Here is a 19,704-nt window from a genome sequence, read left to right on the forward strand (position 1 = left end):
GGCCTCACAGCGTCTCGCGCGCCGTGTCCTGCCAGCGCACCAGCGGGCTGGTCAGGGCGACGAGCCCGGCATCGGCCGCCTTGCCGACGACGGCGAAGCTGATGATCGCGGCCAGGATCTGGTCGGGCTTGCTGAATTGCTGGCCGTCGAGCAGCAGGTAGCCGAGCCCCTCGGAGGCGCCCATCAGTTCGGCCGCCACCACGAACAGGAAGCCGAGGCCGAGCCCGGTACGAAGCGCCGTCAGGGTGGCCGGCAGCACGGCGGGCAGGAGGATGCGCCGGGCGAGCGCGACCCGCGAGAGGCGGAAGATGCGGCCGACCTCCACCAGCTTGCGATCGACCGAGGCGATGGCGCCGGCCACACCGATATAGACGGGAAAGAACACGCCCACCGCGATCAGGGCCACCTTCGGCGTCTCGAGAATGCCGAACCACAGGATGAACAGCGGCACCCAGGCGAGCGAAGGCACGGCGCGCAGGGCCTGGAGGCTTGGATCGACCAGCCAGCGCAGGGTCGGCAGCGTCGCGGTGAGCGCGCCCGCGAGGATGCCGGCGCCCGCCCCGAAGGCGAAGCCGAGGCCGACGCGGATCAGGGTCGCCTCGACATGGGTCCAGAGTTCGCCCGAGGCCGCGAGCGTCCAGAGCGCGGCCGCGATCCGGCTCGGCGGCGGGAGCAGCCGCCCGGAGGCGAACCCTGCCGCGACCGCCGCCTCCCAGCCGAGCGCCAGGACGAGCGGCAGCAGCAGGCCGAGCGCCAGCCGCGCACTGCCGCCGAGGATGGCGGAGCGACGCGCGGGCGCCGCCTTCGCTTCGGTGTCGTCGGAGATAACGGTGGTGACGCTCATGCGAGGGGGCCGCGCCGGATTTGCATCGTGTTCTCGACAAGTCCCTACGGGATCGGCCGTTCAGCGCCGTGCATCGGTCGCCGCGCGCAGGGCGAGGACCGCCAACACCGTTCCCATGAACCAGCGTTGCGCGAGGAGCCAGACCGGCCGCCCCTTCAGGAAGGCCGCGACGGACCCGGCCGACAGGACGATCACCGCATTCACCGTGAGACTGACGGCGATCTGGACGAGGCCGAGCGCGAGGGACTGCGTCAGCACCCCACCCGCCGCCGGATCGATGAACTGCGGCAGCAGCGAAAGGTACATCACCGCGATCTTCGGGTTCAGTAGGTTCGTCAGAAAGCCCATGGCGAAGAGCCGCACCGTCCCGTCAGCAGGCAGCGGGCGGGTGTCGAAGGGCGAGCGGCCGCCGGGTCGCACGGCCTGCCATGCGAGGAAAAGGAGATAGGCAGCACCCGCCAAGCGCAGGGCGTCGTAGGCGAAAGGCACCGCCACGAGGAGGGCGGTAATGCCGAAGGCCGCGCAGAGCAGGTAGACGAGGAAGCCCGCCGCGACGCCCGTCAGCGAGACCAGCCCGGCCGCCCGCCCCTGCACGACGGTGCGCGAGACGAGGTAGGCCATGTTCGGGCCGGGCGTCAGCACCATCCCGAGGCAGACCAGGGCAAAGGCGGCGAGGTGCGCAGCATCCGGCATCGGCAGGCTCAGCGCGCCGGAGCCGGGTTGAACTGCGGATCGATCAGGCCGTCCACCGCCGCCGCCACGTCGGTCGAGGCGGGGATGACGCCCGCCTGCTGCAGGGCGAGGCCGGCGGCACGAATGCTCTCGGCCTGGGCCGAACCGACGGCCGGCTGGCTAAGATCCGTGCGCTCGATCTGCTTGGCGATGACCGCCTCGGGCAGCTTGGTCGCCGAGACGAGTGCGCTCTTCAGGGCGTCCGGGTTGGCGAGCGCGTAGGCACGGGCCTGCTCGTAGGCGGCGATGACGACGCGCACGAGATCGGGATGCGCCTTGGCGAAATCCTCGCGCACGTCGAGCACGCCCCAGGTGTTGGCGGCGGCGTCGCGGTGGAACAGCACGTCGCCGCTCTCGATCTCGGCGGCGGCCATCATCGGATCGAGCCCGGCCCAGGCATCGACGTCGCCGCGGTCGAGCGCCGTGCGGCCGTCGGCATGCTGGAGCAGGACGAGCTTGGCATCCTTCTCGGTGAGCCCGGCGCCCTGGAGCGCGCGGATCAGGAAGATGTGCGGATCGGTGCCGCGGGTGACGGCGATGCGCTTGCCCTTGAGGTCGGCGGGTCCTGCGATCCCGGTCTCCTTGCGGGTGACGAGCGCGGTCCATTCCGGCCGGGAATAGGCGTAGACGATCCTGACCGGGTTGCCGTTGATGCGCGCCAGGAGTGCTGCCGCCCCGGCCGAGGAGCCGAAATCGATGGCGCCGCCGTTCAGGAATTCCAGCGCCTTGTTGGAGCCGAGCGACTGGACCCAGCGCACCTTGATGCCGCGGGCCTTCAACGCCTCCTCCAGGAACCCCTTCTCCTTCAGGACGAGGCTGACCGGATTATAGGTCGCCCAATCGAGCCGGATCTCGGAGACCTCGGCCGCCCGCAGGTTCGAACCCGTCGCGAAAAGGCCGAACAATCCGGCGAATGCGGAGAGGACGGTGCGGCGTCGGATCATGCGGCTGTCTCCCGTGTCGGCCCGGCTTGTCACCCGGATCTCCGTAAGGGCTAGAACAGTCTCGTTCGTTTCGTCAAACGAAAATCCGCGAAACAGAACGGCTGAGTTGCACGCAACCGACCGATGCCGCCGCCGGCTTTACATGCTAACGGGACGGCCATGTTCGACCCCGTTCCCGTCCTGGAAAAGATCGTCGCCTCCCTCGACCGCGACGCCCGCGAACCGACCAAGCTGCGAGGGCTCCTTGTGCCCGAGTTGCGCAAGGTGATCGAGACCGGGCACGCGGAGGCCGAGCGGCTCCTGTTGAAGGAACGCGACGGCCTCGCCTGCGCGCAGCGTCTGAGCCGCCTTACCGACGCGGTGGTGCGGGCGATCTACGACGCCGTGGTCTGGCGCCTCTATCCCAACGACAACCCGTCCACCGGCGAGCACCTCGCGATCGTCGCCACCGGCGGCTACGGCCGAGGAACGATGGCGCCGGGCTCGGACATCGATCTGCTCTTCCTGCTGCCCTACAAGCAGACCGCGTGGTCCGAGAGCGTCGTGGAGGCGATGCTCTACGTGCTTTGGGACCTCAAGCTGAAGGTCGGCCACGCCACGCGCTCGGTGGAGGAATGCCTGCGCGAGGGCCGCGCCGACATGACGATCCGCACCGCCTTGCTCGAATCCCGCTTCCTGTTCGGCTCGCGTTCGCTGTTCGAGGAGATGGTCACCCGCTTCGACACCGAACTGGTGATCGGTTCGGCCTCCGAGTTCGTGGACGCCAAGCTGCGCGAGCGCGATGCCCGCGTCGCCAAGGCGGGCGCCTCGCGCTACCTCGTCGAGCCCAACGTCAAGGACGGCAAGGGCGGCCTGCGCGACCTCAACACGCTCTTCTGGATCGCGAAATACACCTACCGCGTGCGCAACCAGGCCGAGCTTGTCCATGCCGGGCTGTTCACGCCGGACGAATACCGCCTGTTCGAGCGCTGCGAGGAGTTCCTGTGGCGGGTGCGCTGCCACATCCACTTCGTGACCGGGCGGCCGGAGGAGCGCCTCTCGTTCGGGCTGCAGCCCAAGATCGCCGAGCGGCTCGGCTTCGGCTCCCGCGGCGGCCTCTCGGGCGTCGAGCGCTTCATGAAGGCGTATTTCCTCATCGCCAAGGATGTCGGCGACCTCACCGCCATCGTCTGCGCCGAGTTGGAGGCGCGTCACGCCAAGCGCACGCCGGTGCTCGACCGCTGGATCGGCCGCTTCCGCGACCGCTTCCGAGCGACCTCGATCGAGGCGGAGGACTTCTGGATCGACAACGGCCGGGTCAACATCCGCGGCGAGGACACGTTCGAGCGCGATCCGGTCAACCTGATCCGTCTGTTCTGGCTCGCCGACCGCCACAACCTGCCGATCCATCCGGACGCGGCGCGCCTGGCCAACCGCTCGCTCAAGCTCATCACCCACGCGGTGCGCATCGACGCGGAAGCCAATCGGCTCTTCCTCGACATCCTCACCTCGAAGAACGCTCCGGAGACGATTCTGCGTTCGATGAACGAGGCGGGCGTGCTCGGCCGGTTCATCCCGGAATTCGGCCGCATCGTCGCGATGATGCAGTTCAACATGTATCACCACTACACGGTAGACGAGCATCTGCTGCGCTCGCTCGGCGTGCTCGCCGCGATCGATTCCGGCCGGGTGCGCGACGAGCATCCGCTGGCCACACGCCTCATCGATACGATCCATAACCGCCGCGCCCTCTACGTCGCGATCCTGCTCCACGACATCGCCAAGGGGCGGCCGGAGGACCACTCGATTGCCGGCGCCGCCATCGCCCGCAAGCTCGGGCCGCGCTTCGGCCTGAGCCAGGCGGAGACCGCAACGGTCTCGTGGCTGGTCGAGCACCACCTGCTCATGTCGATGACGGCGCAGAGCCGCGACCTCTCCGACCGCAGGACGATCGAGAAGTTCGCGAGCGAGGTGCAGAGCCTGGAGCGGCTCAAGCTGCTGGCCATCCTCACCGTCGCCGACATCAAGGCGGTCGGCCCCGGCGTGTGGACGGCCTGGAAGGGCACGCTGCTGCGCACCCTCTACGACGAGACCGAGGTCGTCCTGTCCGGCGGCCATTCGGAGATCGCCCGCACCGACCGGGTGCGGCTGATCCAGATGGCCCTGCGCGAGCAGCTCTCGGACTGGAACTCGGAGGTGTTCGACGCCTACGCCGCGCGCCACAACCAGGCCTACTGGCTCAAGGTGGACTCCACGCGCCACTTCAAGAACGCCCGCTTCCTGCGCACAGTCATGGAGGAGGGCCGCACCAGCGCCACGACCTACGAGACCGACCCGGTGCGCGGCGTGACCGAGCTGACGGTCTATTCGCCCGACCATCCGCGGCTGCTCGCCATCATCACCGGCGCCTGCGCCACCATGGGCGGCAATATCGTCGATGCGCAGATCTTCACGACCACCGACGGCTTCGCCCTCGATTCGATCTTCATCTCCCGCGCCTTCGAACGGGACGAGGACGAGCTGCGCCGCGCCGGCCGCATCGCCACGGCGATCGAGCGAGCGCTGAAGGGCGAGATTAAGATCGCCGAACTCGTCGCCGACAAGCACCCGAAACAGCCGCCCAAGACCTTCCTCGTGCCGCCGGACGTGTCGATCGACAACGCCCTGTCGAGCCGCGAGACGGTGGTGGAGATCACCGGCCTCGACCGGCCGGGCCTGCTCTACGAGCTGACGACCGGGCTCAACCGCCTGAGCCTCAACATCACCTCGGCCCATGTGGCGACGTTCGGCGAGCGGGCGGTGGACGTGTTCTACGTGACCGACCTCACCGGCACCCGCGTGGTGCAGCCCGACCGCCTCGCGATGATCCGCGCCGCGGTGATGGAGGTGTTCGCCAGCGACGTCGCCGCGCTCCGCGCGGAAGGGCTCGACGCCCTCGTCGATTCACCGCCGCCGCGGGAACTCTGACCCGTCCGCCACGCGGTGCGCTTGATTTCGGGGTTTGCCCGAATGATATCAGCCCCTTCCCGGAACACTTCGAGACCTGATCGATCGCACGATGATGGCTGACGACATGGAGAAGCAGGAGCGGCACGACGGCGCGGAGGCGGAGGCTTCGCCGCAATCCGGTGCCGCGCAGGCGGGCGCGGATGCGGAGGGGCTCGCCACTGCGATCGCCGAGCGCGACGAGTTCAAGGATCGCCTGCTGCGCACGCTGGCCGAAATGGAGAACCTGCGCCGCCGCACCGAGCGCGAGGTCGCGGATGCCCGCACCTACGCGGTGACGAACTTTGCCCGCGACATGCTCAACACTGCCGACAACATCCGCCGCGCGCTCGAAAGCGTGCCGGAGGAGGCGCGTGCGGGTGCCGAGGGGCCCTTCAAGGGTCTGATCGAGGGCATCGACCTCACCGAGCGGGACCTCGCCAAGACGCTGGAGCGCCACGGCGTGAAGGTGGTCGATCCCAAGGGCCAGCGCTTCGACCCGAACCGCCATCAGGCGATGTTCGAGGTGCCCAACACCGAGGTTCCCAACGGCACCGTCGTCCAGGTGGTGCAGACCGGCTACGTCATCGGCGACCGCACCCTGCGCCCGGCCCTGGTCGGCGTCTCGAAGGGCGGCCCGAAGCCCGAGGCCAACAAGGACAAGCCCGCCGACGCGGCGTAACGCTTTTCCTTCAGTCGAAGAAAAAAGGCCGGCACACCTGTGCCGGCCTTTTTCGTATGCGCCCTGGCTATTCCGCCGCCTGCCGCGTCGTCTCGCGGAACGGGTGAGCCGGGTAGGTGCCGATGATGCGCAGCTCCTTCGAGAAGTAGCGCAGCTCTTCGAGGGCCCGGCGCAGGCCGTCATCCTCGGGATGGCCATCGACCTCCGCATAGAACTGGGTCGCGGTGAACTGGCCCTCGACCATGTAGCTCTCGAGCTTCGACATGTTGACGCCGTTGGTCGCGAACCCGCCGAGCGCCTTGTAGAGCGCCGCCGGGATGTTGCGGACCCGGAAGATGAAGCTCGTCACCGTCGGGCCGTTGCCGGGCTCGCACTCGGCGGGCTCGGGCGAGAACACGACGAAGCGCGTGGTGTTGTGCGCCTCGTCCTCGACGTCGCGCTCCAGGATGTCGAGGCCGTAGACCTCGGCCGCCATGGCCGGGGCGAGGGCCGCGCGGCTGGGATCGCGCGCCTCCGCCACCTCGCGGGCCGCGCCCGCCGTGTCGCCAGCCACCACCGCCTTGAGGCCGAGCCGCCGGATGATCCGGCGGCACTGGCCGAGCGCGTGGATATGGCTGTGCACGCTCGTAAGCCGCTCCGCGCCGACGCCCGGCAGGCCCATGAGCTGGAAGTGGATCGGCAGGAAGTGCTCGGCGATGATGTGCAGCCGGGAGGTCGGGATCAGGTGGTGGATGTCGGCGACCCGACCTGCGATCGAGTTCTCGATCGGGATCATCGCGAGGCTCGCCTTGCCCTCGTTCACCGCGGCGAAGGCGTCCTCGAAGGTGGCGCAGGGCAGAGCGGTCCAGCCGGGATAGGCCTGCGAGCAGATGATGTGCGAGTTGGCGCCGGGCTCGCCCTGGTAGGCAATGGTGCGGTCGGTCATCGGTGCTCTAGCGCGTTCAGTTCAGGCGGCGGATGGCGAGCAGCGTGCGGGCGCGCTCGAGGTCGGCGGGGGTGTCGACGCCGAGCGGCAGATCCTCGACGATCATCGCATCGATGCGCATCCCGGCCTCCAGCGCGCGCAGCTGCTCCAGCTTCTCGCGCTTCTCCAGCTCGCCCTGCGGCAGGGCGACGAAGCGGGCGAGCGCCTTCCGGCGATAAGCGTAGAGGCCGATATGGTGGAACAGCGGCCCGTCGCCCCAAGGGGCGCGGGCGCGGGTAAAGGCCAGAGCGCGCAGGCGGTTGGGTCCCACCGTGTGGCCGATGATCTTGACCACGTTGGGATCGTCCATCTCCTCGGGCCGGTGGATCACCGCGCAGAGGGTGGCTATGTCGACCTGCGGGTCGGCAAGCGGCATCACCGAAGCGGCAATGATCGCCGGGTCGATGGTCGGCAGGTCGCCCTGGACGTTGACGACGACATCGTGGTTGCCGTCGGGATCGACGATCTCCAGCGCTTCCGCGAGACGATCCGAGCCGGAAGGGTGGTCGGGCCGGGTCATCACCGCCAGCCCGCCCTGGGCCTCGATCGCCTCGGCGATCGCGTCGGTATCAGTGGCGACCACCACGGGGCCGATCCCCGCCTCCACCGCGCGGCGCCAGACATGCACGATCATCGGCACGCCCGCGATGTCGGCGAGCGGCTTCGACGGCAACCGGGTCGCGGCGAGGCGGGCCGGAATCAGGATCAGGGGATCGGACATGGCCTCAGAGGTCGGACGAACTGGGGCGGAAGGAATTTTAAGCGCGCGGGAGCGCTCTAGCAGCGGCCGTCCGGCTTGTCATGGCAGGGCGCCCCCCGTCGCGGTGCGGCAGAGCTGCAACGAAAATGCCCGCTCGCGCGAAGCGTGTGACGAATAGCGGTGTGCGACAGCGCGCAGCGCGCATGGCCCATTGTCAAGATCGGGCCCGAGCGGCTAATCACCCTTGAAATCCTCCAAAGTCCGGCGTCTGCCCGTCGGGCCCTCATCCGCCGGGTCCTGATCCCGCGCGCCGGAGCTGTCGAGCATGGATTCCTTCGAGCTGAACAAGGTCGCGGGCGCGGTCCTGGGTGCCCTCCTGTTCGCGGTCGGGTCGGGCTTCGTTGCGGAGCTGATCTATCACCCGAAGCCCGCCGGAAGCGCCGGCTACCCCCTGCCCGAGCCGGAGCCGAAGAGCGGCGGCGCGGCGGCGGAAGCGCCGAAGGCCGAGCCCATCGCCGTGCGGCTCGCCAGCGCCGATGCCGACAAGGGCAAGGGCGGCACCAAGGCCTGCCAAGCCTGCCACAGCTTCGAGAAGGGCGGCCCCAACAAGGTCGGCCCGGATCTTTGGGAGATCGTGGAGCGCGAGAAGGCGCATGCCGCCGGCTTCGAATACTCCGCCGCGCTCAAGGAGAAGGGCGGCACGTGGACCTACGAGGATCTCGACCACTTCCTCGAGAACCCGAAGGGCTACGTGAAGGGCACGAAGATGGCGTTCGCCGGCATCGGCTCGCCGACGGACCGCGCCAACGTCATCGCCTATCTGCGTAGCCTCGCCGACAGCCCGAAGCCGCTGCCGGCCGCCGAGAAGAAGGCCGAAGCGGCGCCGGAGGGTGACAAGAAGGCGGAAGCCGCCAAGCCGGCGGAGGGCAAGGCCGAGGACAAGAAGGCCGAGGGCAAGGCACCCGGCAAGTCCGAGGAGCGGCCGGTCGAGAGTGCGACCGGCGACAAGGACAAGGCGCCCAAGACCAACGCGCCGAAGGGCGACACGCAGTCCGGCGACGGCAAGGACACGGCCCGCCCGGTCCCCGCACCGCAGACCCAGCCGCAGCGCAACGAGGTCGCCCCGACGCAGGCCCCCGAGGCGAAGCCCTCGGGCGATATCCCGACCAAGGCGGAGCCCGGCTCCGAGTCCACGCCGGCCACCGAGCCGGCGGCCAAGGCCGATCCCGAGGCGCCCAAGCCGTAAGGCGAAACGGAAAGCGGATTGTTGTGAAAAGGCCGGGCCCCGCAAAGCCCGGCCTTTTCCATGTCGCACCCCCGGCTGCGCGGCCTGCGCGCTCGCGGCGGGTTGGCGCCGGCCCCGGCCTCGTCCTAGAACGACGCCCGACTGACCTCTCACGGGATCGGGAGACCGCGCCAACGTGACGGAAACCACCGTAATTGCCCGCCGCAGCTTCCTTGCCGGAGCGCTCGTCCTCATGGGGCTGCGAGGCTCCGCCTCGGCCCAGGAGCCCGCCGAATCCGCCTCGAAGGTCTCGGCGCAGGAGGCATCCGGCAAGGGTTCGGGTTCCTGGCGCCACGCGCTGACCCTGCTCGGCGAGCCGAAATACGGGCCGGACTTCGCGCATTTCGACTATGCCGACCCCAAGGCACCGGTCGGCGGCATGGTGCGGCTCGGGGCCCAGGGCGGCTTCGACAACCTCAACTTCATCGTCAACGGCCTGAAGGGCGATCTCGAAGGCGGGATCACCCAGATCTACGACACGCTGATGGAGGATTCCGGCGACGAGCCGTTCTCTTCCTACGGGCTCCTCGCCGAGGGCGTGCGGATCGCCGAGGACGGCCAGTCGGTGACCTATCGCCTGCGGCCGAATGCGCGCTGGCATGACGGCAAGCCGGTCACCGTCGAGGACGTCATCTGGTCCTTCGACACCCTGAAGGCCAACAGCCCGTTCTACGCCGCCTACTACCACACCGTGGCCAAGGCCGAGCCGGGGGCCGAACGGGAGGTGGTCTTCCGCTTCAGCGAGGCCGGCAACCGCGAGCTGCCGCAGGTGCTCGGCCAGATGCAGGTGCTGCCGAAGCACTGGTGGACCGGCACCGACAAGGCCGGCAAGCCCCGCAGCGCCACCGAAACGACTCTGGAAATCCCGCTCGGCTCGGGCCCTTATCGGCTGGCCAAGGTCGATGCCGGCCGCTCGGCCGTCTACGAGCGCGTGGCCGATTACTGGGGCAAGGATCTGCCGGTGAACCGCGGCCGCAACAATTTCGGCACGGTCCGCTTCGAGTATTTCCGCGACGGGTCGGTGCTGCTGGAGGCGCTGAAGGGCGACCTCTACGATTTCCGCAGCGAGAACATCGCCCGCAACTGGGCCACCGCCTACGACGACTTCCCGGCGGTGAAGGAAGGACGCCTCATCAAGGAAGAGTTCCCCGGCCGCGGCACCGGCATCATGCAGGCCTTCGTGTTCAACCTGCGCAGGGACAAGTTCAAGGACGAGCGCGTGCGCCGCGCCTTCAACCTCGCCCTGAACTTCGAGGAGATGAACCGGCAGCTCTTCTACGGCCTCTACAGCCGGATCGATTCCTACTTCTACGGCTCGGACCTCGCCTCGTCGGGCCTGCCCGACGGGATCGAAAAGGTGATCCTGGAGAGCGTGAAGGACAAGCTGCCGGCCAGCGTCTTCACCGAGACCTACACCAACCCCGTCAACGACACGCCCGAGGCCGCGCGGGCCAACTTGCGCAAGGCGGTCGGCCTGCTGCGTGAGGCCGGCTACGAGCTGAAGGGCAGCCGGATGGTCTCCAAGGCGACCGGCGAGCCGCTGACCGTCGAGTTCCTCGAATTCCAGAACGTGTTCGAGCGGGTGATCCTGCCCTACGCCGCGCAGCTCAAGCTGATCGGCATCGAAAGCTCGATCCGGGTGATCGATCAGGCGCAGTACCAGAACCGCCTGCGAAGCTTCGATTTCGACATCACGACCTCGAACTGGCCGGAATCGCTCTCGCCCGGCAACGAGCAGCGCGAGTACTGGGGCTCGGCGGCGGCCGACAAGCCCGGTTCGCGCAACATCGCCGGGATCAAGAATGCCGGCATCGATGCGTTGATCGAGAAGCTGATCTTCGCTGGGGACCGCGAGACGCTGGTCGCCGCCACGCACGCCCTCGACCGGGCGCTGCTCGCCCACCATTTCATGGTGCCGCAATGGTCCTCGCCGGTCACGCGGACGCTGCGCTGGAACCGCTTCGGCCGCCCGGCGGTGCTGCCGAAATACGGCGCTTCCGGCTTCCCGACGACGTGGTGGTACGACGAGGCGCTCGCTGCCAAGACGGGGGCGCCGCGATGAGTGCGGGCGCGACCCGCCGGAGCGTCGTCCTCGGCTCGGGGGCGCTGGCACTCGCGGGCGCCCTGCCCCGTTCGGCCCGCGCCGAGGAAGTGCGCAAGACTCACGGCCTTTCGAGCTTCGGCGAGCTGAAATACGCGCCCGACTTCCCGAACTTCGACTACGTGAACCCGATGGCGCCGCGCGGCGGGCGCTTCGCGACCCATCTCGTCCAGACCTTCGGCAATCAGGCGTTCGACACCTTCGACACGCTCAACCCCTACGTCTTCCGCGGCAACGGCGCGGCCGGGATCAATCTCACCTTCGACAGCCTGATGGTGCGCGCCCTCGACGAGCCAGACGCGCTCTACGGCCTCCTCGCCCGGTCGGTCGAGATCAGCCCCGACGGCCTGACCTACCGCTTCGCTCTTCGCCCGCAGGCGCACTTTCACGATGGTTCGCCTCTGACTGCGCGGGACGCGGCCTTCTCCCTCACCATCCTCAAGGAAAAGGGCCACCCGACGATCGCGCAGGTGATCCGCGATGTCGCGGAGGCGATCGCCGAGGGTGACGAGACTCTGGTGGTCCGCTTCGCCCCCGGCCGCAGCCGCGACCTGCCGCTGATCGTCGCCGGACTGCCGATCTTCTCGGCCAAGTTCTTCGAGGGGCGCGACTTCGAGGCCCAGACCCTCAAGCCGCTGCTCGGCTCCGGCCCGTATCAAGTCGGGCGGCTCGACATCGGCCGCTTCATCGAGTTGGAGCGCGTCACCGATTACTGGGCGGCGGATCTGCCGGTGATGGTCGGGCAGAACAACTTCGATCAGCTCCGCTACGAGTATTTCCGCGATCGGCAGGTGGCGTTCGAGGCGTTCAAGGGCGGCGCCTACACCTACCGCCAGGAATTCACCTCGCGGATCTGGGCGACGGGCTACGATTTTCCCGCCGCGCGCGAGGGCCGCGTCAAGCGCGAAACCCTGCCCGACACCTCGCCCGCCAACATCCAGGGCTGGTTCTTCAACACCCGCCGCGAGGTGTTCAAGGATCCCCGCGTGCGCGAGGCGATCAGCCTCTGCTTCGACTTCCCCTGGACCAACCGCACGGCGATGTTCGGCTCCTACGAGCGCACCGTCTCGTTCTTCCAGAAGACCGACCTGATGGCGACGGGCAAGCCCTCGGCGGAGGAGCTGGCGCTGCTCGAACCCTTCAGCGGGCAGGTGCCGGCCGAGGTTTTCGGCGAGGCCTGGACGCCACCGGTGCCGGACGGCTCGGGGCAGGACCGGGCGCTGCTCGCCCGCGCCGTGGCTTTGCTCAAGGAGGCGGGCTGCACCCGCAAGGGCGGCGCCCTCCGACTGCCGAGCGGCAAGCCGATCGAGTTCGAGTTCCTCGATTCGGACTCGGTCTGGGAGCCGATCGTCCAGCCCTTCATCCGCAATCTCGGGCTGATCGGCATCAAGGCGCGCCAGCGGGCGGTCGACGCCGCGCAGTATCAGGCGCGGGTGCGCGACTTCGACTTCGACATCACCTCCCGCGCCGCCTCGGGCGATGCGACGCCGGGGCCGGAGCTGCGCGAGGCCTACGGCTCGCGTGCGGCGGCGATCCCCGGCTCCAACAACCTCGCCGGCATCAGCGATCCGGCGATCGACGCGCTGCTCGACCGCATCGCCAACGCGGATTCGCGCGCAAACCTCGCGGTGGCCTGCCGCGCCCTCGACCGGGTGATGCGGGCCGGCCGCTACTGGATCCCGATGTGGTACTCGCCCGAGTACCGCCTCGCCCTGTGGGACGTGTTCGGCCGCCCGGCGAAGCTGCCGACCTACGGGCTCGGCGTGCCGGGCCTGTGGTGGTACGACGAGGCCAAGGCGCGCCGGATCGGCCGGGACTGAGGATCAAGCATGCTCGCCTACATTCTGCGCCGCATCGCGCTGATGATCCCGACGATCTTCGGGATCATGCTCATCACCTTCGCGATCATCCAGTTCGCCCCCGGCGGCCCGGTGGAGCGGGTGCTCGCCCAGCTCCAGGGCCAGCAGGAAGGCTCGCTCTCGCGCATCACCGGCGGCCAGGGCGACCTCGGCGGCGGGGCGGTCCGTGGCGGCAGCGGCGAATCCTCGAAGTATCGCGGCGCGCAGGGGCTCGACCCGGCCTTCATCAAGAAACTCGAAGCGCAGTTCGGCTTCGACAAGCCCGCCTACGAACGCTTCGGCAAGATGCTGTGGGACTATCTCAGGTTCGATTTCGGCCGCAGCTACTTCCGCGATGTCTCGGTGCTTGACCTGATCAAGGAGAAGCTCCCGGTCTCGATCTCGCTCGGCCTGTGGATGACGCTGATCTCCTACGCGATCTCGATCCCGCTCGGCATCCGCAAGGCGGTCTCCGACGGCTCCCGCTTCGACGTCTGGACCTCGGCGGTCGTCATCGTCGGCTACGCGATCCCGAGCTTCCTGTTCGGCATCCTGCTGGTGATCCTGTTCGCGGGCGGCTCCTTCTTGCAGATCTTCCCGCTGCGCGGCCTTACCTCCGAGAATTTCGAGTCCTTGAGCCTCTGGGGCAAGGCCCTGGACTATGCGTGGCACCTCGTGCTGCCGCTCTCCGCCCTGGTGCTCGGCGCCTTCGCCACCTCGACGCTGCTGACCAAGAACTCGTTCCTCGACGAGATCCGCAAGCAATACGTCGTCACCGCCCGCATGAAGGGCGTGAGCGAGCGGCGCGTCCTCTACGGCCACGTCTTCCGCAACGCGATGCTCATCGTCATCGCCGGCTTTCCCGGCGCCTTCATCACCGCCTTCTTCACCGGCTCGCTGCTGATCGAGACGATCTTCTCGCTCGACGGGCTCGGGCTCCTGTCCTTCTCCTCCATCGTCGGCCGCGACTATCCGGTGGTGTTCGCCACGCTCTACATCTTCTCCCTGCTTGGGCTCGCGGTGAACCTGCTCTCCGACCTCACCTATACCTGGATCGATCCGCGCATCGATTTCTCGGCGCGGGGCGCCTGACCAGGGCCTCGGTTTGCCGGCTACCCGGCCGGCTGCTATCGGCCGGGCAGACCTCGCTCGCCGGACGCCACCCGTGACCGCCCTCCCCCTCGTCATCCGACCCGAGCACCCGGACGACGCCGCGGCGATCGAGCGGCTTCACGCCCGCGCCTTCGGCCCCGGCCGTTTCGCCCGCACCGCCTACCGCCTGCGCGAGGGCGCAGCCCCCCTGCCCGATCTCTGCCTGACGGCGCTCGTCGGCACCTATCTCGTCGGCTCGGTGCGGATCGGCCCCGCCGAAACGCAAGGCGGATCGCTCCTCGTGCTCGGGCCGCTCACCGTCGATCCGAGCTTTTCCGACCGCGGCATCGGCACGAGCCTGATGCAGACAAGCCTCGACGCCGCCCGCATGGCCGGCCACGGTCTCGTCGTCCTCGTCGGCGATGCGCCCTATTACCGCCGCTTCGGCTTCCAGCCCGTGCCCGCGGGCCGGCTCACCCTGCCGGGGCCGGTCGATCCCGCGCGCTTCCTCTGGCTCGAACTCAGGGACGGGGCGAGCGCTGGCCTCTCCGGCACGATCCGGTCGCCGCGCGGATAGCGCGGCTCGCGACGACAAGGCCGCGCTTGACCGCCGGGATCGAGGATCGGACACCAGGGCCAACACGAAGATCACCGGAAACGCCCGCAGTGCCGAGCATCGACGACCGCCAGCCCCCACTCCACTTCAACGCCGCCCGCTACTGCCTCGCGGAAAACGCTCGCCTGCGCGGCGACAAGACGGCCCTCGTCATGGTCGGTGACGGCGGCACCGTCAGCCGCCTCACCTATGCGCAAGCCGACCGGGCGGTGCGCGGCATCGCGGCGGGGCTGCTCGGCCTCGGGCTCAAGGCCGGCGACCGGGTGATGATCCGCATGGGCAACGAGGCCGACTACGTGCTGGTCTACTTCGGTGCGCTCGCCGCCGGGCTCGTCGCCCTTCCCTCCTCGCCGCAACTGACGGCCGACGAAGCCGCCTTCCTGATGGAGAATGCCGGCGTCGCCACCGTGGTGACCGGCGAAGGATTCTCTGGCACGCCGCCGACGAATTGCATCCCGCTCGACTCCAAGACAATCGCGGCGATGAAGGCGGGCGAGCCGCTCGCCGACTACGCCGACACCGCCGCCGACGATGCGGCGACCCTCGTCTACACCTCCGGCACCACGAGCCGCCCGAAAGGCGTGCTCCACGCCCACCGCGCCGTCTGGGGCCGCCGACCGATGCATGCGCATTGGCTCGGCCTCACCGAATCCGACGTGATGCTGCACGCCGGCACCATGAATTGGACCTACACGCTGGGCGTCGGCATCACCGACCCCTGGGCCTGTGGCGCGACGACGGTGCTCTATAATGGCCCCCGCGACCGCGGGATCTGGCCCCGCCTGATCGCCGAGCAGGGCGCGACGATCTTCGCAGCGGTGCCGAGCGTCTACCGTCAGATCCTCAAATACGCCGACCTCGCCGAGCACGATCTCGCTCGCCTGCGCCACGGCGTCACCGCCGGCGAGGCGCTCTCGGCCGACCTCCTCGACGCCTGGACGGAGGCCACGGGCAAGCCTCTTTACGAGGCGCTCGGCATGAGCGAGATCTCGACCTACGTGTCGAGCGGCCCGACCATCCCCGTTCGCCCCGGTTCGCCCGGCCGACCTCAACCGGGTCGCCACGTCGCGATCCTGCCCGCCGACGGACCGCCCGAACCGCTGCCGCCGGGCGAGACCGGCCTGCTGGCGATCCACCGCTCCGATCCCGGCCTGATGCTCGGTTACTGGCAGCGGCCGGAGGAAGAGGCGGCGGTACTACGCGGCGAATGGTTTGCCGGCGGCGACCTCGCGAGCTTCGATGCCGACGGCTACCTCTGGTTCCACGGCCGCAACGACGACCTGATGAACGCCATGGGCTACCGTGTCTCGCCCGTCGAGGTGGAGGGCGTGCTGGCGGTCCATCCCGATATCGCCGAGGTCGGTGTGACGGAACTGGCCGTCCGCGCGGATCTGCGGGTCATCGCCGCCTTCGTGGTTCTGCGCCCCGGCGCCGAGCCCGACGCCGACGGGCTCATTGCGTGGTGCGGCGAGCGGCTGGCCGCCTATAAGGCACCGCGCGCCATCCGCTTCGTCGAGGCGCTGCCCCGCACCGCCAACGGCAAGGTTCAGCGCAAGCGTCTGGCGGAGGCCGCCGGATAGCCGCGCTTGTTCGCGCGAAATCCGGCCGGTACAGCGTTGGCGCCGCACGTATCGAGACCCATGGCCCCGCTTCCGTTCTCCGTCTTCATCATCGTCAAGAACGAGGCCGACCGCATCGGCGCAACCCTCGCGGCGGTGCGTGATCTCGCCGACGACATCGTCGTGGTCGATTCCGGCTCGACCGACGGGACACAGGCGCTCGCGGCCTCGCTGGGCGCTCGGGTGATCCACAACGACTGGCCGGGCTACGGCCGGCAGAAGCGCTTCGCGGAAAGCCAGTGCCGTCACGCTTGGGTGCTCAATCTCGACGCCGACGAGGTGGTGCCGCCCGATCTCGCCGACCAGATCCGCGCCGTCTTCGCCCACGGCGAGCCCGCTCATGCCGCATGGTCCATCGCCATCGCCGAGATTTTTCCGGGCGAGACACGGCCCCACCCCTGGGCCTACGTGCTGACCCCCGTGCGGCTCTACCGGCGGGACTTGAGCACCTACTCCACCTCCCCGGTCCACGATCGGGTGGTACTCGGGCCCGGCGTCACCACGGGGCGGATCAAAGGGCGCATCCACCATTTCTCGGTGCGCTCGCTGGGTGACCAGCTCGCCAAGCTCAACCGCTATTCCGACCAGCAGGCCGACGACCTCGACGCCCGCGGCGTCACGATCCCGGCTTGGCGCCTCTACGTGGAACTGCCGGGCAACTTCCTGAAGGCCTATTTCGGCCGGCGCCACTTCGTGCGCGGCGCCTACGGCTTCCTCACGGCCATGAACTACGCGATCTCGCGCCATCTGCGCGTGGCCAAGCATTACGAGCGCCGTGTCACAACCCCGCGCCGACCGGGTTGACCCGTCCCGCCGGAGCTTCTACAGCCAAGCGCAGTGGAGACGTGGCCGAGAGGCTGAAGGCACTCGTTTGCTAAATGAGCATACCCCTAATAAGGGTATCGAGGGTTCGAATCCCTCCGTCTCCGCCATCCCTACCAGCCCGCAAAACATGTTGATGAGTAGCGGACGGGTTTGCGCCTAAAATCGGTTCGTCACCGATTTGTCCCGCGGAACGCCGCTGCGGAAAAGTCTGGGCGATGGCTGCGCGGGACCGACGGAACGTCGCCGAGCGCCTCGCAGATGTGCTCCGCCATCCGACTTCGAGCTGGGATGCTCCGGATTGCTGCGGTGCTGCAATCGGATCGGCAGATCCCGTGCCGTGACTTCGCTCATGAGGCGGCGACAGCCCTCGTTCAGACTTTCGCATTCGGCGAGGCTGGTCGGCACGCTTAAGCTGCTGCAAGGCGAAGGCGGTCTTTTCGTTCAGGCCGCGTTTGCGAGGTATGGCATCCGCCCTCCCTCACGGTTCGAGATGCCCAAAGAACCGGTGCTCGGCGTGGACCGACTCGATGGGGCAGGATCATACGGTCGGTGCATCCGGACTGCGCTTGGACGGGCGGTTCGGCGGAGGTGCTCGCGGCACCAGGGTCTGGCGCCAGACGTCGGCCTGAACCAGGAGCACTGTCCACACGGATCAGTGGCATGATCTCAAATTACTAGATTCAGTTCGGAACCGCTTTGCGCGCAATCTGTTTGAGCACCACTGCTGACTTGGCAGTTGGGTGCGAGAGGGAGCGACGCGGGCGTGACGGCGGATGTCGACAGGCATGAACTCCGGCAGATCATCGCCGGCCTGAGCGAAGGCGTGATCCTGGTCGAGCCTGACCAGACCATCGCCTACGCCAACGAGGCCGCGCTTTCCATGCACGACGTCGACACCCTCGACGCCCTCGGCGCGACCGTCGACGCCTACCGTGAGCGATTTGCCCTGCGCTACCGCAACAATCGGGCACCCGAGCCTTATCCGATCGAACGGGTAGTCGCAGGCGAACGCTTCCACGATGTCGTTGTCGAGGTCCGGCAGCCCGGCCGCCCGGACATGTACTTCGTTCATTCGCTCCGAAGCCTGGTCGCCACCGACCGCGACGGCAAGCCGAGTTGCCTCGCCCTGATCCTCAAGGACGTGTCGGATCAGTTCGAGGCCGAGGACCGCTTCGAGAAGACCTTCAACGCAAACCCGGCGCCCGCAATCATCACCCGGTTGTCCGATCTGCGCCACGTCAAGGTGAACGCGGGCTTCCTGGAAATGACCGGCCATGTCCGTGACGCCGTGATCGGGCGCAGCGTCTACGAAGTCGATGTGCTGGCCGGTGCCCGCAACCGCGACTTGGCCGTTTCGCGCCTGAACGAGGGCGGCACCATCCCGCAGATGGAAGCCTGCCTCGAGCTGCCCGATGGCGGTTCGCGTTTCGTCATCGTCGCGGGCCAGCCCATCGAGATGGGCGAAGAGCCCTGCATGCTGTTCACCTTCGCCGACCTCGAACTTCGCCGGAAGGCCGAGACCGCGCTCCGGCAAAGCGAGGAGCGCTTCGCCACGGCGTTCCGGTTGACTCCGGTGCCGACGCTGCTGGCGCGCCTGGATGGCTTCACGGTAACCGGCATCAACGACGCGTTCACCCGTGTGTTCGGCTACGGCAGCGAAAGCGTGGTCGGGCGCTCACTGTCCGAGACCGGGCTGTGGCTTGCGCAGACAGCCCGCGAGCGGTTCGAGGAAGCGGTCGGGCGCACCGGTTTCGTCCCCGGGCAGGAGGTGTGCCTGCGTCATCAGGACGGATCGGAACTCGATTGCCTCGTCTCCGCCGAGCGCGTCGAGATCGGCGAGGAGACCTTCGCTTTGCTCGTCCTGCAGGACATCACCGAGCGTAAGCGCGGCGAGCGCGAACTGTTCGAGGCGATCGAGGCGGTGATGGCCGACACCTCCTGGTTCAGCCGCGGGCTCATCGAAAAGCTTGCCAACCTGCGCCAGCCCAGCGGCCACGACCGCGATGGTGCGAGCCCGATCCTCACCCTGCGCGAGCGTCAGATCCTGAACCTGATCTGCACCGGCCTCGATGATGACGCCATCGCCAAGCGCCTCAACCTTTCCCGCAACACCGTCCGGAACCACGGTGCCGCCCTCTACCGCAAGCTCGGCGTCCACAAACGGGCGGAGGCCGTGATCTGGGGACGCGAGAACGGCTTCCCGCTTCATGCCTCCGGTACATAAAAACCGATCTACCGGTACGTCGATACTATTGATCGTCGGGCGCGAGCAGACATCTCTAGTCGATGGGGTTTTTCCCAATCACTCGCGAGGTGCCCGTGACCGACCGCGTGAAATCGAGATCCACCACTGAAGCCAAGGCTTTGGTCAAGGAAGCCATCGGCAAGTTGACGGGTGATGCCCGCATCGAAGCCGAGGGCAAGGCGCAGAAGCGCCAAGTGCAGCCGTCCAAGGCGGCACCGCACGGCGAATGACGCGAAGGTCATCCGGCACATCC

The 19,704-nt window shown here is 68.3% G+C and carries 16 protein-coding genes and 1 tRNA gene; 12 read left to right on the plus strand and 5 right to left on the minus strand.

What is annotated here, in order from left to right; translation table 11 throughout:
- Positions 1-4 precede the first annotated feature (4 nt).
- From MKK50_RS01980 to MKK50_RS01990, 3 genes are read right to left on the minus strand one after another with little or no spacing between them, the layout of a single operon-like run.
- Positions 5-844 (minus strand): ABC transporter permease, encoded by an 840-nt coding sequence (locus MKK50_RS01980; protein ID WP_499020024.1) that lies wholly within the window; start codon positions 842-844, stop codon positions 5-7.
- 60 nt (positions 845-904) lie between these two features.
- Positions 905-1,537, minus strand: coding sequence for a LysE family translocator (locus tag MKK50_RS01985; RefSeq protein WP_499020026.1), 633 nt, complete (start codon positions 1,535-1,537; stop codon positions 905-907).
- A gap of 8 nt (positions 1,538-1,545) precedes the next feature.
- On the minus strand, positions 1,546-2,520 hold the full coding sequence (locus tag MKK50_RS01990) for an aliphatic sulfonate ABC transporter substrate-binding protein (protein WP_253367866.1): 975 nt from the start codon (positions 2,518-2,520) through the stop codon (positions 1,546-1,548).
- 159 nt (positions 2,521-2,679) lie between these two features.
- Between MKK50_RS01990 and MKK50_RS01995 the strand changes: the two genes are divergently transcribed.
- Both MKK50_RS01995 and grpE read left to right on the plus strand, forming a co-directional pair.
- On the plus strand, positions 2,680-5,466 hold the full coding sequence (locus tag MKK50_RS01995; protein ID WP_499020028.1) for a [protein-PII] uridylyltransferase: 2,787 nt from the start codon (positions 2,680-2,682) through the stop codon (positions 5,464-5,466).
- A 91-nt stretch (positions 5,467-5,557) separates the two neighbouring features.
- Positions 5,558-6,166 (plus strand): nucleotide exchange factor GrpE, encoded by a 609-nt coding sequence (grpE, locus tag MKK50_RS02000; protein WP_499020030.1) that lies wholly within the window; start codon positions 5,558-5,560, stop codon positions 6,164-6,166.
- Between the two features lie 67 nt (positions 6,167-6,233).
- Here the strand turns inward: grpE and MKK50_RS02005 are convergent, their stop codons facing one another.
- Both MKK50_RS02005 and MKK50_RS02010 read right to left on the minus strand, forming a co-directional pair.
- Positions 6,234-7,091 carry a prephenate dehydratase gene (locus tag MKK50_RS02005; RefSeq protein ID WP_499020032.1) on the minus strand — a complete coding sequence of 286 codons (858 nt, stop codon included), beginning with the start codon at positions 7,089-7,091 and terminating at the stop codon, positions 6,234-6,236.
- Between the two features lie 16 nt (positions 7,092-7,107).
- Entirely contained in the window at positions 7,108-7,851 is a 744-nt protein-coding gene (locus tag MKK50_RS02010) for a 3-deoxy-manno-octulosonate cytidylyltransferase (RefSeq protein ID WP_253367836.1), read from the minus strand.
- 304 nt (positions 7,852-8,155) lie between these two features.
- Between MKK50_RS02010 and MKK50_RS02015 the strand changes: the two genes are divergently transcribed.
- The 10 genes from MKK50_RS02015 to MKK50_RS02060 all read left to right on the plus strand — a co-directional run bounded on the left by MKK50_RS02015 (position 8,156) and on the right by MKK50_RS02060 (position 19,681).
- Complete coding sequence (locus MKK50_RS02015; protein WP_499020034.1) at positions 8,156-9,076, plus strand: c-type cytochrome; 921 nt, start codon at positions 8,156-8,158, stop codon at positions 9,074-9,076.
- A gap of 175 nt (positions 9,077-9,251) precedes the next feature.
- Positions 9,252-11,177, plus strand: coding sequence for an extracellular solute-binding protein (locus MKK50_RS02020; protein WP_499020035.1), 1,926 nt, complete (start codon positions 9,252-9,254; stop codon positions 11,175-11,177).
- Positions 11,174-13,036, plus strand: coding sequence for an extracellular solute-binding protein (locus MKK50_RS02025; protein WP_499020037.1), 1,863 nt, complete (start codon positions 11,174-11,176; stop codon positions 13,034-13,036). Before MKK50_RS02020 ends, MKK50_RS02025 begins: the two co-directional genes overlap by 4 nt.
- 9 nt (positions 13,037-13,045) lie before the next feature.
- Positions 13,046-14,146: a microcin C ABC transporter permease YejB gene (locus MKK50_RS02030; RefSeq protein ID WP_253367828.1), complete on the plus strand. Its 1,101-nt coding sequence runs from the start codon at positions 13,046-13,048 to the stop codon at positions 14,144-14,146.
- Between the two features lie 73 nt (positions 14,147-14,219).
- A complete protein-coding gene (locus MKK50_RS02035; protein WP_499020041.1) occupies positions 14,220-14,723 on the plus strand; it encodes a GNAT family N-acetyltransferase in 504 nt (167 codons plus the stop codon).
- A gap of 89 nt (positions 14,724-14,812) precedes the next feature.
- Positions 14,813-16,342, plus strand: a complete 1,530-nt coding sequence (locus MKK50_RS02040; protein WP_499020042.1) for a class I adenylate-forming enzyme family protein — start codon at positions 14,813-14,815, stop codon at positions 16,340-16,342.
- 60 nt (positions 16,343-16,402) lie between these two features.
- The gene (locus MKK50_RS02045) at positions 16,403-17,185 is read left to right on the plus strand and encodes a glycosyltransferase family 2 protein (protein ID WP_499020044.1); all 783 of its coding nucleotides are present in this window, start codon (positions 16,403-16,405) and stop codon (positions 17,183-17,185) included.
- Positions 17,186-17,220: 35 nt separating this feature from the next.
- Positions 17,221-17,313 (plus strand) — tRNA-Ser (locus MKK50_RS02050).
- Positions 17,314-17,969: 656 nt separating this feature from the next.
- Positions 17,970-19,430, plus strand: coding sequence for a helix-turn-helix transcriptional regulator (locus tag MKK50_RS02055; RefSeq protein WP_499020045.1), 1,461 nt, complete (start codon positions 17,970-17,972; stop codon positions 19,428-19,430).
- A 95-nt stretch (positions 19,431-19,525) separates the two neighbouring features.
- The gene (locus tag MKK50_RS02060; RefSeq protein ID WP_499020047.1) at positions 19,526-19,681 is read left to right on the plus strand and encodes a CsbD family protein; all 156 of its coding nucleotides are present in this window, start codon (positions 19,526-19,528) and stop codon (positions 19,679-19,681) included.
- The last annotated feature ends 23 nt before the right edge of the window (positions 19,682-19,704 follow it).

It is taken from the genome of Methylobacterium sp. J-043, from assembly GCF_022829505.1.
Classification (GTDB): domain Bacteria; phylum Pseudomonadota; class Alphaproteobacteria; order Rhizobiales; family Beijerinckiaceae; genus Methylobacterium; species Methylobacterium extorquens_A.